Consider the following 15,184-nt stretch of genomic DNA (forward strand, 5'->3'; position numbering starts at 1 on the left):
GTGCGGGTGGATGTGAACGGGGATGACATATCGCAGCCTCAACGGGCCTCCGGACTGACCGAATTGACGGGCACTCCGATCCCGGCGGAACGGCCGGATCCGGCACATGGGGATGCCCCGGCCGCCCCGGTCCCGACTGCCCCGGAGGTCGCGCCGGACTCCGAAGCGGGCGGCGCCCGGCGGGAGTTTGCGCGGTTGCTCGGCGAATTCCGGCGCACCGCCGTCCTGGTGCCCTTCGACGACCACGGAAGCCTGTGGACGGCGGATCAGAACGGCGTCCGGTGGATCTGCGCGTTCTCCGACGAGGAGGCGCTGGCGCGTTTCGCCCGCGCCCGCGGGGACGCGGACCGCGAGTGGACGTACCGGACGGTCCTCGGCGCGCGGCTGCTGGATGTGATGGTGCCGATGCTGCCGGGACCGGCCGGGGTGGCGCTGGACGCGGGCGGTGCGGACGGGATGCTGTTTCCGCCGGTGGCGGGGATCGTCCCGGACGCGGTGGCGGTGGATCTCGGGGGAACAGGGACGCGATGAGTGGGAACGAGCCGGAACTCGCGGCGCCGGCGGCGGCGCTGGCGGAGATCGTGAAGGGCATCGACCTGGCACATTCCGAGCTGAAGGATCTCGGGATGATCGGGGAGGCGTCGACGGGCCGGGGGTTCTCCGACCTGGCGCTGTCAGGGCTGGAGTTGGGGCACGGCGGCCTGACGTCCGAGTTCGAGACCTTCTGCAACCGGTGGGAGTGGGGCGTACGGGCGCTGACCCTTCGGGGAAACGGTTTTGCACAGGGTGTGGGCCTGTCGGCGGGCTCGTTCGCGGAGCAGGAGCAGTACGTCAAGGACTCCTTCAAGATCGGCGCGAACTCCCTCAACGGGAACCCGCACCTGTCCGAGGACGAGGTCAAGCAGATGCGCTGGGACACCATTCGCGACCAGCACATGTGGGACGGCGCCGACTGGACCCCCGAGTCGTTCACCGGGGCGCACCAGGAGGTCGAGCAGACCTGGAAGAACACGGCGTACGACGTCGAGGACTCGCTGCTGGACTCGATGGAACGCTCGGGCGCGCTGGATCCGGCGCTGCGTGACGGGATGGACGAGGAGCTGAAGGACATGCTCGATCCCGATCAGGCGACGATCGACCAGGCCGAGCAGCCGCGGTGGGGGGAGAACCGCTGATGGCGGGCCTGGGCGGGGTGGACTGGGGCGGTCTGGTCGACAAAGGCATCGACAAGATCGGTGACGGCATCGACAAGGGCAAGGAGCTCGTCGGCGAAGGCGTCGACTACGCGACCGACAAGGCCGGCCAGGGGCTGCGGCACTACGGTCACGACGGCATCGCCGAAGTCGTGGAGGACTGGGGCGACGACACCGCGTCGTCCCTCGGCGCGGAGGTCGGGGAGAAGCAGCTCGGGCAGACCGAGGAAGCGAACGAGCTGATCCACGGCAAGCCGGAGAGGATCGCAGCGGCGGTGAAGAACCTGCGGGACTTCCAGCGCGCGTTCGACCTCGTCGGCGGCGGGATGAAGAAGCTGGACCCCAGCCACTGGAAGGGCGAGGCGGCCAACGCCTTCCGGGAGAAGTTCCGGACGCTGCCGACCGACTGGCTGCACGCGGCGGACGCGATGGAGAACGCGGCCAAGGCGCTGGAGACGTACGCGCAGGCGATCGTGAGCGCGCAGGGCAAGGCGCGCGAGGCGATCGCGCTGTACAAGGAGGGCGACAAGGACTCTCGGACGGCACACGACGCCTACGAGAAGAAGGCCGCCGCCTACGACGCGGCCCGCCACGGGGACAGCCCGTTGCCCCACCCCGGGGAGTTCTCCGACCCGGGCGAGACCAAGCGGCGACGCGCGCGCGAGATCCTGAAGGACGCCCGTCACGCGCGGAACGAGGCCGGCGAGACGGCGAAGGCGGCGGTGCACGCCGCTCTGGCCCACGCGCCGAAGGAGCCGACCGGCCGCGAGAAGGCCAAGCTCGAACTGATGGACTACGGCCTGGGCCAGGGCATCGAGCTGGCCCACTTCGGCGGAGGCGTCATCAAGGGCACGGCGGGCCTGGTCAACTTCGTCCGCTCGGTGAATCCGACGGACCCGTACAACCTGACCCACCCGGCGGAGTACTACAAGGGCGTCAACATGACGCTCGCCGGTCTGGTCTCCACGGCGGCGAACCCCGACAGGGCGTTGAAGAACGCCTGGGACGCGGCGAAGGGCGACCCGTCGGAGTTCCTCGGCCGGCTGCTGCCGGAGCTGATCGGCACCAAGGGCGGCGGGGTCGTCAGGGGCGGCCTGCGGGCCGGCCTGAACGGCACCAAGCACCTGCCCGACGGACCCGGCAAGCCGGGCGGCAGCCGCGGGGACCACGAGAAGGACCCGGAGAGCACCGCCAAGGAGTGCAGCAAGACGGTGTGCAAGAAGGACCCGGTCGACATCGCGACCGGGCGCATGCTGCTTCCCCAGACCGACATCGCCCTGCCCGGCTCCCTTCCCCTCGTCTTCCGGCGCACCTACGACTCCTCGCGCCGCTCGGGACGCTGGTTCGGCCCGACGTGGTCGTCGACGGTGGACCAGCGCCTCGAGATCGACTCCGAGGGCGTGGTCTTCAGCTGCGACGAGGGCAGCCTCCTCGCGTACCCGCACCCGGCCCCGGGTGTCCCCGTCATGCCCACGCACGGCCGGCAGTGGCCGCTGGACCGGGTCGGCGACGGCTACACGATCACCGACCCCGACACCCGCCGGGTCTGGCACTTCGCGGACCACGACGCCGGCCTCGCGCTCCTGGCACAGGTCGACGACCGCAACGGCCGCTGGATCACCTTCGAGTACGACGAGACGGGCGCCCCGGCGTCGATCGTCCACCACGGCGGCTACCACCTGAGGCTCACCACGAGCGAGGGCCGCGTGACGGCCCTCCACCTCGCGGGAGCGGCGGAGGACGGATCCGACCAGGAGATCCTGCGCTACGGCTACACCGACGGCCACCTGACCGAGGTCACCGGCTCCTCCGGCCGCCCCCTGCGCTTCGGCTGCGACGAGCACGGCCGGATCACCTCGTGGACCGACACCAACGACAGCCGGTTCGACTACGTCTACGACGAACGGGACCGCTGCACCTACCAGTCGGGCGCGAACGGCCACCTCGAAACGACGTTCACCTGGGACGACGTCGATCCGGAGACCGGGCTCCGTATGACCGCCGTCACCGACGGCATGGGACACACCGAGCGCCACCTGATCAACGACCGCGCCCAGGTCGTCGCCGAGATCGACCCGCTGGGTGCGGTCACCCGCTACGAGTACGACCGCTTCCACCGCCTCCTGTCACGGACGGACCCGCTGGGCCACGTCAGCCGCTCCACCTACGACGAGCAGGGCCGCGTGACGGTGCTGGAGCGTCCGGACGGGCGGCGGGCGCGGGCCGAGTACGACGAGGACGGCTTCCCGGTACGGATCATCGGCGCCGACGGCAACACCGTGCGCCAGACCTTCGACGCGCGCGGCAACCGCACGTCGGTCACCGCCCCCTCGGGCGCGCGGACGGAGTTCGCCTACGACGAGGCGGGACGGCTCACCTCGGTGACGGACCCGCTCGGCGCCACCACCCGGCTGGTCCTCGACGCCCGGGGCCTCCCCGTCGAGGTCACCGACCCGCTGGGGGCCACGACCCGCTACGCACACGACGCCTTCGGCCGTACGGTCCGCGTCACCGATCCGCTCGGGGCGGTGACGCGGCTGGAGTGGACGGTCGAGGGCCGGCCGTCCCGGCGCGTCGCGCCCGACGGCACGGTGGAGTCCTGGACGTACGACGGCGAGGGCAACTGTCTCAGCCACACGGACGCGGTGGGGGCCACGACCCGCTTCACCTACACCGACTTCGACCTGATGACCTCCCGTACGGGCCCGGACGGGGTGCGCTACGAGTTCTCCCACGACACGAACCTGCGGCTGACACGGGTGACCAACCCGCAGGGACTGACCTGGGACTACGCCTACGACGGGGCGGGCCGGACGCTCGCCGAGACGGACTTCGACGGCCGGACGCTGGGCTACGCCTATGACGCGGCGGGCCGGCTGGTCTCCCGCGTGAACGGCCTCGGGCAGACGGTCCGCTTCGAGCGCGACGCCCTCGGCCGGATCGTCCGCAAGGACGCCGAAGGCGCGGTGACCACCTATGAGTACGACGTCTTCGACGAACTGGCGGTGGCGACCAACACGGACGCGAGGCTGGAGCGCCTCCGCGACCGCTACGGCCGCCTCACGTCCGAGACGGTCAACGGGCGGACCCTGTCGTACGCGTACGACGAGCAGGGCCGTCGGGTGGGCCGGACGACGCCGGGCGGCTCGGTCAGCACGTGGTCGTACGACGCGCTGGGCCGCAGGACGGGCCTCACCGCCTCCGGCCGTGAACTCGCCTTCGCCTTCGACGCCCTGGGGCGCGAGGTGGAGCGCACGGTCGCGGACTTCGTGTCGCTGACATCGTCGTACGACGTGATGAGCCGGCTGACGGCTCAGCAGGTCACGTCCCGGTCCGGCAGCCTCCAGCACCGGGCGTACGGCTACCGCCCGGACGGCGGACTGGTCTCCGTCACGGACGGCCTCTCGGGGACGCGCCGCTTCGACCTCGACCCGGCGGGCCGGGTCACGGCGGTCCGGGCGGACCGCTGGACGGAGCGCTACGCGTACGACGAGGCCGGCAACCAGACGGAGGCGGACTGGCCTTCCGCCCACCCCGCCCACGCGGCGACCGGCCCGCGCGCCTACCAGGGAACCCGGATCACCCGGGCGGGCGCCGTGCACTACGAACACGATGCCCAGGGCCGGCTCGCCCTGCGCCGCAAGACCCGCCTGTCCCGGAAGCCGGACACCTGGCGGTACGCGTGGGACGCGGAGGACCGCCTGACGTCGGTCACGACTCCCGAGGGCACGGTCTGGCACTACGCGTACGACCCCCTGGGCCGCCGAATATCCAAGCGGTCGGCGCTGGAGACGGTCCACTTCACCTGGGACGGCACGACCCTCTGCGAACAGACGACCGCGGACGTCACCCTGACCTGGGACCACGCGGGCCTGCGCCCGCTGTCCCAGACGGAACGCCGCACGGGCACGGACGACGAACGATTCTTCGCGATCGTCACCGACCTGATCGGCACCCCGACGGAACTCGTCGACGAGTCGGGCGCCCTGGCATGGCGCACCCGCTCCACCCTCTGGGGCACGACCACCTGGACCCGCGACGCGACGGCCTACACTCCGCTCCGCTTCCCGGGCCAGTACTTCGACCCGGAATCGGGCCTCCACTACAACCACTTCCGCTACTACGACCCTGAATCGGCCCGCTACCTCACCCAGGACCCCCTGGGCCTGAGCCCGGCCCCGAACCCGTCGACGTACGTCCACAACCCGCACACGTGGAGCGACCCACTGGGGTTGTCGCCGTGCCCCGACGGGGAGGGGTTCGGCCTGCAAGATCTGGGTGACGGATGGTTCAGGAGCCCAGAGGGGTTGGACTACGGCCCGGGGCGAAATGGCGAACACCGCATCACTCATGTCCAGCAGCACGGTAGCGAAGATCCCACTAAACCATCGCACGGGGTATTCGATACAGGCAGCAGAGGAATTCTTGAGACTGTGGACGAGGCATGGAGCCTTCGCGACGGAGCTGTATCCGTGAACGAACAGGGAGCGCGTACAACATATATAATTCCCATGGGTCGACAAGTGGGATTCAACCCCGGCGAAAAGTTTATTTCCATAACTGTCGAGCACGGGAACGAAGTAATTACCGCCTTCCCAAGGAGTTGGAGATGACCCCCAAAATTCCCTGCGTGCACTGCGGGCAGGACTGGCTTCAGAAATACCAGCTGAAGGGCACTCGTGAGATCTTCTGGGCCTGCCCCGAATGCGAGTCCCTGTGGCTGGAGGATCAGGATACGAGCGAAGAAACGGACCTATACATAAGCGAGTTCCTCGAATCCAAGGGGATCGGCTGGGATCACGCCGAGAAAGCTATGTGACTCGGCTTTCACGGCTGGACGTAGCTGAAGGCGGCCACGCAAACGGCCACCCAAAGGCGGCACTACAGGAGACGTCACGACTTTGACCGACAGCCTGGCCTTGCTGAACACCAAAACCTAGAAGGGCTGTACGGCGAGGTCCCTCCTCTTCGAGGGCTTCGCCTGCGATCCATCAAACCGGACTGGCAGGGGTCTACAGTCACCCTCCGAGTGGATCTTTCGACCTTCCCCGAAAACATCCCTCCGGCATGGAAAGGCATGGACATCGACACCATATCCAGTGCCATCTGCAATTACTCGCGGTGGAAGAGTTTTCCCTCACGGCGTGGGATCCTCCTGCTCACTCCGCTTCCTTCGACGCGAAGCCGCTGGAAGAGCACAGGGTGCGCGTGCGGGTGACGGGCTCAGGAGTGGACCTCGGCTTCACCAGTAGCGCCTCCGTGATGGTGGGCCATGTGAGCGCCTTCAAGCTGCAGGACGGAGCGGATGGAGGCCGTCATGTCTTTTCTCAGGAGCTTGACAGTCTGTGCAAGGTCACCGGCTGGGACTTCAGCGCTCGCGACGCGGCAGTCACTTTGCGGCCTTGCGCGCGCGAGGGTGTCCACGTGACCGTCGAAGCGACAGGATCCCATCTCGAATTCACGGCGACCGCGTCACGCCTGACCCGGCACGCCCCTATCTAGGGCATGGGCGGCAATCACACTGCGGCCCCGGGGAGAGATGACAGCGGATGACCAGGGAAGCCCCGTCGAGGGCCTCGGAGTTGCGCGAGCGACTTACAGCATGCGGCTTCACGATCAGGGTCGACCGGTCCGCCTCAGGAGCAGAGATGGAGCTGAGCCACCGCTGGCAGGAGGAGACTCGGAGGGCGAATTTCTATTCTGATGACGGGGAATTCTCTATCCTTCCCCCCGGGAGCGGAGCTCTCGAGATCGGCTGGGTTCGCGTCCGGAATTCGGCAGGAGAGGACTTGCTTCCCCGCATCAAGCGGATTGTAGGAAAATTCGAGCTGATTGCCGTCTCCGTAGACGGACGTACCCTTTGCGCCGTCACCTCGGAAGAGTATGAGCACTGGATCATCGTGACCTCGTTGCGATGAGCAGGCGCTGCGCATTGGTTCCTTGACGGCGGGGAAATGAGACAAGACTCCACGATGCACATCGCCCCCTGGCTGCACATCGTGACGCACCCAGGCGCCGGCGTTCCCCTCGGTGGGCTGCTGCCCATGTCGGGCAGCGTCTACGTGGCACGTCTGCATGGCCACGAGATGCCCGACGAAGTGTCGGCGTTCCAGAAATTTCAGGAGGCGTTGAAGTTCCCCGAGTATTTCGGCTGGAACTGGAACGCCGTCAACGACTGCCTTCGGGACCTTCAGTGGCTCTCGTCGGATCATCACGTGCTGATCATCGAATCTGCCGAGCACGCGCTCTCCGCGGATGACGCCGCACGCAGGGAGTTTCTGGCGTCCCTGTGGCGCTCCGGCAGGTCGTGGTCCTATGTGAAGCGCCCCGAGGGCATGACACTCAGCAAGCTCTCCATCGTCCTGTCGTGTGCCGAGGATTCAGTGGCTGACTTCTTGGGTTTCTTTCGGGAATTCGAGGATCGGACCACCGGCTCGATCGATACGGATAGGTGAGCAGCTTCCCCGGCCAAACCCCGGGCCCCTCAGCCCGCCCAGTCCTTCAGCGGCGCCGTGTCCAGTTCCAGGCCCACCGGGTCCGGGAGTGTGACCGTCTTTCCGAAGGGGACCGTCGCCACCATCTCGTAGCGCTCGCCGTCCGGCTGGGAGTGGACCTTGACCTCGCCGGTGGTCCGGTCGATCAGCAGGTACACCGGGATGCCCGTCTCGGCGTAGGCGCGCGGCTTCTCGACCCGGTCGCGACGGCCGGTGTCCGAGTCGCCGGAGGTGACCTCGACGACCATGAGGACGTCGTCGGCGTTCGCCCACTCGCCTTGGCCGACGAAGGCGTCCAGCGGGACGAGGCAGCCGTCGGGGCGGGCATTGCCCTTGCGGTATTTCTCGATCCGTAGGCCCTGGTCCGGATAGAGCCACCAGTCCGTGTTGCTCTGGATGCACAGTCGCGTCAGCCAGGCGATGATTCGCCCGTGGTCGCCGTCGGGCACTGCCTTTTCCCCGATCCTGCCGTCGATGAACTCCAGGCGCAGTGTCTCGTCCACACGTTCGCCGAGACGGGCGAGTTCCTCGAACCCCTCCTGCGTCAGGACGCTCACGGCAGACTCCTCCCAGATCGGTGGTGCCTCCCACGGTACGGGTTTGCCGGCCGACTCGGCCGGGTTCGTCACAGTCGCCATGGGCGGCAGCGTGGCATATGCCGAAGGCCCGGGATCCGAGGAGCCCGGGCCTTCACCCGTCCGTGGGACGGCTACTGACGTGCCGACTACCGCGCCGCGTCCGGGTGGACCGACTCCGTCACCGGGCGGTCGTCCACCAGCTTCTTCTCGACCGGCTTGCGCAGCTGGATGTTCAGCTCGCGCAGGCGGGTCTCGTCCAGCTCCGTCGGGGCGCCCATCAGGAGGTCCTGGCCGTTGCCGTTGAGCGGGAAGGCGATGATCTCGCGGATGTTCGGCTCGTCGGCGAGGAGCATCACGATGCGGTCCACGCCCGGGGCGATGCCGCCGTGCGGCGGGGCGCCGTACTCGAAGGCGCGGAGCATGCCCGCGAACTCGGTCTCGACGGTCTCGCGGGAGTAGCCCGCGATCTCGAAGGCCTTGAACATGATCTCGGGCTCGTGGTTCCGGATGGCGCCGGAGGAGAGCTCGATGCCGTTGCAGACGATGTCGTACTGCCAGCCGAGGATGTCCAGCGGGTCCTTGGTCTCCAGGGCCTCCAGGCCGCCCTGGGGCATCGAGAACGGGTTGTGCGAGAAGTCGATCTTGCCGGTCTCCTCGTCCCGCTCGTACATCGGGAAGTCGACGATCCACGCGAAGCGGAAGACGTTCTCCTCGAACTGGCCGGCGCGCTTGGCGGCCTCGACCCGGACCGGTCCCATGATCTTGGAGACCTCGTCGAAGTCGCCGGCGCCGAAGAAGACGGCGTGGCCGGCGGCGAGGCCGAGGCGCTCGGTGAGGACCTTGACGTTCTCCTCGGTGAGGAACTTGGCGATCGGGCCGGTGAGGGCGCCCTCCTCGCCGACGCGGACCCAGGCCAGGCCCTTCGCGCCGAGGGAGACGGCGTAGTCGCCCAGGCCGTCGAAGAACTTGCGCGGCTGGTCGCCCGTGTCCGGGACCGCGAGGGCGCGCACGTGCTTGCCGGCGAAGGCCTTGAACTCGGAGTTCGCGAAGACGTCGGTGATGTCAACGAGCTCCAGCGCGGTGCGCAGGTCCGGCTTGTCGTTGCCGTACTTCAGCATCGACTCGCGGAACGGGATCCGCGGGAACGGGGAGGTGACGTGGCGGCCGCCGCCGAACTCCTCGAAAAGCTCGGTCATGAGCTTCTCGATCGGCTGGAAGACGTCCTCCTGCTCGACGAAGCTCATCTCGACGTCGAGCTGGTAGAACTCGCCGGGCGAGCGGTCCGCGCGGGCGTCCTCGTCGCGGAAGCACGGCGCGATCTGGAAGTAGCGGTCGAAGCCCGAGATCATCAGCAGCTGCTTGAACTGCTGCGGCGCCTGCGGCAGGGCGTAGAACTTGCCCGGGTTCAGACGGGACGGGACGACGAAGTCGCGGGCGCCCTCGGGGGAGGTGGCGGCCAGGATCGGGGTCGCCATCTCGTTGAAGCCGAGGGCCACCATCTTGGAGCGGATGGCGGCGATGACGGCGGAGCGCAGCATGATGTTGCGGTGCATGCGCTCGCGGCGCAGGTCGAGGAAGCGGTACTCGAGCCGCCGCTCCTCGTTCACGCCGTCGTCGGCGTTGATGGTGAAGGGGATCTGCTTGGCCGCGCCGAGGACCTCGACGTCGGCCGCCTCGATCTCGATCTCGCCGGTCGACAGCTCGGGGTTGACGTTCTCCGCGCCGCGGGAGACGACCTTGCCGTCCACGCGGACGACGGTCTCCTTGGTCAGCTTGTCGAGGACCTCGGCCGCGGCGGTGCCGGGGCGGGCGACGAGCTGCGTGATGCCGTAGTGGTCGCGCAGATCGATGAAGAGGATGCCGCCCAGGTCGCGCCGATTGTGCAGCCAGCCGCTCAGCCGGACGTCGGTGCCGACGTCAGAGGCGCGGAGCTCGCCGCAGGTGTGGGACCTGTACCGATGCATCGTCGTTCATCCAGTCTTCGAAATCGGTGGGGAGCCGGGACGTGTCCAGGCCCGTCAAGGGTACCGGGCCACCCAAGATCGCTTTTCGAATACTCTCGGTGGCGTCTTGCTGTCCGATATTCATAAAGTAGGGCAATGCGCACCGAGGACGTCCTGGCCGCGATCGCGACCGGCCTGTGGCGCTGGGACAACGCTTCCGGGATCGTCACGCTCGACGCCGAGGCCGCCCGGCTCCTCGGGCTGCCCGCCGAGCCCGCCGAGCTGACCGAGGCGGCCGTACGCTCCCGCTTTCATCCCGTCGACTGGAACGAGATCGACGGCGTGGTCAACCTGGCCGTCGCGGAGGGGACCCTCGCGGAGGCCCGGCTGCGGATCATGGACGGGCAGGGCCGGGTGATCCGTACCGTACGCAGCCGGTCCAAGCCGCTCATCGACGGTGACGACTACACCCTCGTGGGCACCTTGCAGGAAGTCGCCGAGCCGCAGCCCGGCACCGCCGCGCGGACCCCCATCACCGGCGACTGGCGCCGCTCGCGCGAGGCGTTCCTGCTCGACGCGGGGCGGGCGCTCGCCGAGGCCCGGTCGACCGCCGAGGTCCTGCGCGTCGCGGCCTCCCTCTCGATGCCGGGCTTCTCGCCGGACGGCCTCGCCGTCTTCGGGGTCGCGGGCGACCGGCTGACGATCATCGGCCACCACGGGCACCACGCCGGGGACGAGGGCCCCTTCAGCTCGATGTCCCTCGACACCGACTACCCGGCGGCCGAGGTCGCCCGGACCGGACGGGCGATCTACCTGCCGTCGCCGGAGGAGTACCTCCGGCGCTTCCCGGTCACCTGGCCGCTCGCGCAGCGCTTCGGCCGGCAGTCCTGGGCCTACCTCCCCCTCATCGTGGCCGGCCGCACCATGGGCGCCTGGATGGCCGCCTTCAAGCACCGCGTCGCCTTCACCCCCGACGAGCGCTCCGTCCTGACGACCGTCGCCCGCATGCTCGCCCAGGCCCTCGCCCGGGCCGGTGTCGCCGAGTCCGAGCGCGAGCTGTCGCTCGGGCTCCAGCGCACGATGATGCCCGTCCTCGGGCCCGGCGCCCCCGGCCTCCAGGTCGCCGCCCGGTACGTGCCGACCGGCGGCGGGCTCCAGGTCGGCGGGGACTGGTACGACATGATCCCGCTCCCCGGAGGCACCTCCCGGGCCGGCGGCGCCGGCACCGGGCGCATCGCGCTCGTCATCGGCGACGTCCAGGGCCACGACGTCCGCGCCGCCGGGCTGATGGGGCAGCTGCGGATCGCCCTGCGCGCGTACGCCTCCGAGGGCCACCGGCCCGACGCCGTCCTCTCCCGCGCCTCGCGCTTCCTGTACGGGATCACCAGCGGCGACGGCGAGGCGAGCGGGAACGGCGGCGGGCGCGCACGGGGCGACCTCGCCCTCGGCGACGGCCACGGAAGCGGCGGCGGGCGCGGGGAGGACGGCGGCGGGCTGCGTTTCGCCACCTGCCTCTACCTGGAGATCGACCCGGTCACCGGGATCGTCGACATCGCCCGGGCCGGACACCCCGACCCCGCGGTCCGGATGACCGACGGAACGGTCCTGCTGCGGCCCACGGCCGGCGGGCTGCCGCTGGGCATCGACCCGGACACCGACTATCCGACGACCCGCTTCACCCTGGAGCCCGGCGAGACCCTGATGATGTGCACCGACGGGCTCCTGGAGACCGGCGGCCACGATCTCGACAGCGGCTGGGAACGGGTCCGCGAGCTCCTCGAGGGACACGACGGCGAGTCCCTCGAGGAGCTCGCCGACGAGCTCGTCCAGGCGGTCCACGGCCCCGGCTCCCACCACACCACCGGGCCGCTCGCCGACCGCCGCGAGGACGACATCGCCCTGCTGCTCGTCTCCCGCCAGGGCACGATCGCGCGGGAGGCCCCGCGCCGCACCATGATGACCGTCGCCCAGGCCGAGCCGGAGCGCATCGCCGCCGCCCGTCAGCACCTGCGGCAGCTGCTGCACGACTGGGCCGACGCGGACCAGGTCGACTCGGCGGTCCTGATGGTCTCGGAGATGGTCACCAACGTCCTCATCCACACGGACGGCGACGCCCTGCTGGTCGCCGAGGTGACCTGCGACGAGAAGACGCGCCGCCTGCGGGTGGAGGTCGCGGACTCCAGCGACGAGCTGCCGCACAAGCGGCACCCGGGGGAGATGGCCTCGTCGGGACGCGGTCTGGTGCTGATGGAGATGCTGGCGCACGCCTGGGGCGTGGATCCGCGCGGCGAGGGCAAGTCGATCTGGTTCGAGCTGAACGAGCCGCCGGCCGGCGGGGACGAGGGCGGCGTCGGGGGCGGCTGCGCCTAGGCGGGGCTGTGGGGCGAGATCCCTGGGGCGTACAGGTACGCGGGGGGCGGGGGACGGTACGAGGCCGGCCCGGTGGGCGGTACGGGCTGGTGGACGGTACGGGTCCGCTCTGGTCCCCGGCCCGGTGGACGGGTACGGGCTCCGGCGGGCGGTACGGCCCCGGCCGCGCCGGTTCCCCGGGCGCGCGGGGCGGGCGGGGGCGGAGGAGACTGGACTCGTACGGCCGCCGCCGGGGGGACCACGGAGCGCACACCATGGACACCCACAAGGTCGGAAGCGACACCACCGTCCTGGCCGACAGCCTCGAAGTGCCGGGGATCGGCCACATCCCCGTCAACGCCTACGTCCTCACCGCGAGGGAGCCGGTCGTCGTCGACACCGGGCTCTCCGTCTCCGACCGGGACTTCGTCAGCGCGATCGGCGGCGTGGTCGACCCCGCCGACATCCTCTGGATCTGGCTCACGCACCCCGACCGCGACCACACCGGCGGCATCTTCGACCTGCTCGTCGCCGCGCCCCGGGCGCGCGTGGTGACCACCTTCATCGGCGCGGGGATCATGACCACCGAGCGCCCGCTGCCCCCGGACCGCGTCTACTTCCTCAACCCCGGCCAGTCGCTGGACGTCGGCGACCGGACCCTGCGCGCCTTCAGGCCGCCGCTCTTCGACAACCCGGCCACCGTCGGGTTCTACGACGACAAGACCCGGACCTGCTTCACCTCGGACTGCTTCGGCGGGCCGATGCCGACCGCGGAGCTGGCCGAGAGCGGACACGCCGCCGACCTGAAGCCGGACGAGCTGCGGGCCACCCAGCTGCTCTGGGCGACCGTGGACAGTCCGTGGGTGCACATGGTGGACGCGGCGAAGTACCGGGCGTCGATGGATCCGCTGCGGGAGATGAACCCGGAGATCGTGCTCAGCACGCATCTGCCGCCGGCCGTCCGGATGATCGACTCGCTTCTCGACACGATCGGCATGGCGCCGGACTCGGACCCGTTCGTGGGACCGGACCAGGCCGCGCTGGAGCAGATGCTGGCCGGCTTCGAGCCGGGAGGCATGCCGGCGGCCACCTGACCCGCCGTACCCGCCCCGCCGTCCCTTCCTCGCCTCGCCTTGCTTCCCTCGCGTTGCTCGCCTTGCTCGCCTTGCTCGCCTTGCTCCGCCCGGCAGGTGACCGGGCCCCGGGGCCGGCCGGGCCCTTGGCCCGACCCCAGCGGCCCCCGACGCCACCCACCCGCCGCCACCGACCCCGACGCCATCGGCCCCGCGCGCGGCAACTGGAGCGGGCGTCAGCCCCCGTCGCCCTCCGCGAGCGTGGCCCGCTGCTTCTCGTACCGCCCGCGCAGTTCGCCGACGACGCCGAACGCGGCGGCCGTCAGCGGGACCGCGAGCAGCATGCCGAGGATCCCGGCGACGGACGCTCCGGCCGTGATGGTCAGCATCACCACGGCGGGGTGCATCTGCACGGTCCGGCTCTGGATCGCGGGCTGGAGGATGTGGCCTTCGAGCACCTGGACCGCCAGGACGACCCCGAGCGCCCACAGCGCGATCACGACCCCGCGGTCGGCGAGGGCGACGAGGACGGCGACCGCACCGGAGATGAAGGCGCCGAGGTACGGGATGTAGGCGCCGACGAAGACGAGCGCGCCGAGCCCGACGGCGCCGGGGACCCGCAGGACCAGCAGACCGATGGTGATGAGGAAGGCGTCGATCAGGGCGATGAGGGTGGTGCCGCGCATGAAGCCCTCGACGGCCTCGAAGGCGCGGCGGCCGATCGCCTCGACGGTGTCGCCGGTGGAGCGCGGGGCGAGGGAGCGCAGCGCGCCGACCGCCTTGTCGGAGTCCCGGAGGAAGAAGAAGACCAGGAGCAGGGCGAGGACGGCGACGGCGATCATCTCGCCGACGACGCTCAGGCCGCTGATCACCCCCGAGGCGGCGGTGCCGCCGAACTTCTCCAGGAGCTGCTTCGCGTTCGCGGCGACGTCGTCCAGGGACGTCCCGGTGGCGCCGAGGTGCCGGGTCAGGTCCCGGGCGGCCTGACGCAGCGAGGCGACGATCTGGTCGCCGGTCTCGACGAGGGCGCTGACGACGATGTACGCGGCGCCGCCGACGACCGCGACGACGGCGACGCAGGTGATCGCCGCGGCGAGGGACTCGCGCACCTTGACGCGCAGCAGCCGACGGTAGAGCGGACCGAGCAGCGCGGTGCCGAGGAGGGCGAGCAGGACGGGGGTGACGGCGGTCTTGAAGACGACGCACAGCCACACGCCGACCGCGGCGACCCCGGTCAGCAGCAGCACGACGACGCACCAGGCGGCGACCCGCCGGACCGCCTCGGGCAGGAGCGGCCGCGGGCCCGGAGGCGGCGGCGAATGCGGGGGAGGGTGCGGGGGCGCGGGCGGTTGCTGCTGCACGGTCCCCACCCGATCACGCGGCCCGTACGCCGTCCTGCGGGGCGGGCCGCGCGGGTGACGCCTCGTCAGACCGGAGGCAGGCGGGGGCGCCGGGGACGGAGCCGGGCCAGGCGGCCCCGCCGCCGGACCTGGCAGGGCGCCCCCGGCCGCCGGACCGGCCGGCCGCACCCCCTCGAGCAAGCGGAGGCCCGCC

11 protein-coding genes are annotated in these 15,184 nt (G+C 70.3%); 8 read left to right on the top strand and 3 right to left on the bottom strand.

Annotated elements, in window-relative coordinates; translation table 11 throughout:
* The first annotated feature begins 6 nt into the window (after positions 1-6).
* The 6 genes from AB0K65_RS01420 (at position 7) to AB0K65_RS01445 (ending at position 7,648) form a co-directional block, all read left to right on the top strand.
* Positions 7-531, top strand: a complete 525-nt coding sequence (locus AB0K65_RS01420) for an SseB family protein (protein WP_365713628.1) — start codon at positions 7-9, stop codon at positions 529-531.
* Entirely contained in the window at positions 528-1,175 is a 648-nt protein-coding gene (locus AB0K65_RS01425; RefSeq protein ID WP_365713102.1) for a hypothetical protein, read from the top strand. Before AB0K65_RS01420 ends, AB0K65_RS01425 begins: the two co-directional genes overlap by 4 nt.
* Positions 1,175-5,806, top strand: coding sequence for a putative T7SS-secreted protein (locus AB0K65_RS01430; protein ID WP_365713105.1), 4,632 nt, complete (start codon positions 1,175-1,177; stop codon positions 5,804-5,806). Before AB0K65_RS01425 ends, AB0K65_RS01430 begins: the two co-directional genes overlap by 1 nt.
* Entirely contained in the window at positions 5,803-6,012 is a 210-nt protein-coding gene (locus tag AB0K65_RS01435) for a hypothetical protein (RefSeq protein WP_365713107.1), read from the top strand. The genes AB0K65_RS01430 and AB0K65_RS01435 overlap by 4 nt, the downstream gene beginning before the upstream one ends.
* A gap of 248 nt (positions 6,013-6,260) precedes the next feature.
* Complete coding sequence (locus AB0K65_RS01440; protein ID WP_365713109.1) at positions 6,261-6,695, top strand: hypothetical protein; 435 nt, start codon at positions 6,261-6,263, stop codon at positions 6,693-6,695.
* A 470-nt stretch (positions 6,696-7,165) separates the two neighbouring features.
* Complete coding sequence (locus tag AB0K65_RS01445; protein WP_365713111.1) at positions 7,166-7,648, top strand: barstar family protein; 483 nt, start codon at positions 7,166-7,168, stop codon at positions 7,646-7,648.
* 29 nt (positions 7,649-7,677) lie between these two features.
* Here AB0K65_RS01445 and AB0K65_RS01450 read toward each other — a convergent pair whose 3' ends face one another.
* Both AB0K65_RS01450 and aspS read right to left on the bottom strand, forming a co-directional pair.
* A complete protein-coding gene (locus AB0K65_RS01450) occupies positions 7,678-8,325 on the bottom strand; it encodes a Uma2 family endonuclease (protein ID WP_365713113.1) in 648 nt (215 codons plus the stop codon).
* A gap of 86 nt (positions 8,326-8,411) precedes the next feature.
* Positions 8,412-10,229 carry an aspartate--tRNA ligase gene (aspS, locus tag AB0K65_RS01455; RefSeq protein WP_365713115.1) on the bottom strand — a complete coding sequence of 606 codons (1,818 nt, stop codon included), beginning with the start codon at positions 10,227-10,229 and terminating at the stop codon, positions 8,412-8,414.
* Positions 10,230-10,364: 135 nt separating this feature from the next.
* Between aspS and AB0K65_RS01460 the strand changes: the two genes are divergently transcribed.
* Together AB0K65_RS01460 and AB0K65_RS01465 are read left to right on the top strand one after the other, a co-directional pair.
* Positions 10,365-12,578: a SpoIIE family protein phosphatase gene (locus tag AB0K65_RS01460; RefSeq protein WP_365713117.1), complete on the top strand. Its 2,214-nt coding sequence runs from the start codon at positions 10,365-10,367 to the stop codon at positions 12,576-12,578.
* A gap of 254 nt (positions 12,579-12,832) precedes the next feature.
* Positions 12,833-13,651 carry an MBL fold metallo-hydrolase gene (locus tag AB0K65_RS01465; RefSeq protein ID WP_365713119.1) on the top strand — a complete coding sequence of 273 codons (819 nt, stop codon included), beginning with the start codon at positions 12,833-12,835 and terminating at the stop codon, positions 13,649-13,651.
* A gap of 215 nt (positions 13,652-13,866) precedes the next feature.
* On the opposite strand, the gene AB0K65_RS01470 is transcribed toward AB0K65_RS01465, so the two are convergent.
* Positions 13,867-14,919 (bottom strand): AI-2E family transporter, encoded by a 1,053-nt coding sequence (locus tag AB0K65_RS01470; RefSeq protein ID WP_365713630.1) that lies wholly within the window; start codon positions 14,917-14,919, stop codon positions 13,867-13,869.
* Positions 14,920-15,184: the final 265 nt, after the last annotated feature.

This window comes from Streptomyces sp. NPDC053755 (assembly GCF_040677675.1).
Classification (GTDB): domain Bacteria; phylum Actinomycetota; class Actinomycetes; order Streptomycetales; family Streptomycetaceae; genus Streptomyces.

What these genes read in the sequence shown, in the direction of transcription:
- AB0K65_RS01425 (WP_365713102.1), top strand. Translation starts at nt 528, where the DNA reads ATGAGTGGGAACGAGCCGGAACTCGCGGCGCCGGCGGCGGCGCTGGCG.
- AB0K65_RS01430 (WP_365713105.1), top strand. Translation starts at nt 1,175, where the DNA reads ATGGCGGGCCTGGGCGGGGTGGACTGGGGCGGTCTGGTCGACAAAGGC.
- AB0K65_RS01435 (WP_365713107.1), top strand. Translation starts at nt 5,803, where the DNA reads ATGACCCCCAAAATTCCCTGCGTGCACTGCGGGCAGGACTGGCTTCAG.
- AB0K65_RS01440 (WP_365713109.1), top strand. Translation starts at nt 6,261, where the DNA reads ATGGAAAGGCATGGACATCGACACCATATCCAGTGCCATCTGCAATTA.
- AB0K65_RS01445 (WP_365713111.1), top strand. Translation starts at nt 7,166, where the DNA reads ATGCACATCGCCCCCTGGCTGCACATCGTGACGCACCCAGGCGCCGGC.
- AB0K65_RS01450 (WP_365713113.1), bottom strand. Translation starts at nt 8,325, where the DNA reads ATGGCGACTGTGACGAACCCGGCCGAGTCGGCCGGCAAACCCGTACCG.
- aspS (WP_365713115.1), bottom strand. Translation starts at nt 10,229, where the DNA reads ATGCATCGGTACAGGTCCCACACCTGCGGCGAGCTCCGCGCCTCTGAC.
- AB0K65_RS01460 (WP_365713117.1), top strand. Translation starts at nt 10,365, where the DNA reads ATGCGCACCGAGGACGTCCTGGCCGCGATCGCGACCGGCCTGTGGCGC.
- AB0K65_RS01465 (WP_365713119.1), top strand. Translation starts at nt 12,833, where the DNA reads ATGGACACCCACAAGGTCGGAAGCGACACCACCGTCCTGGCCGACAGC.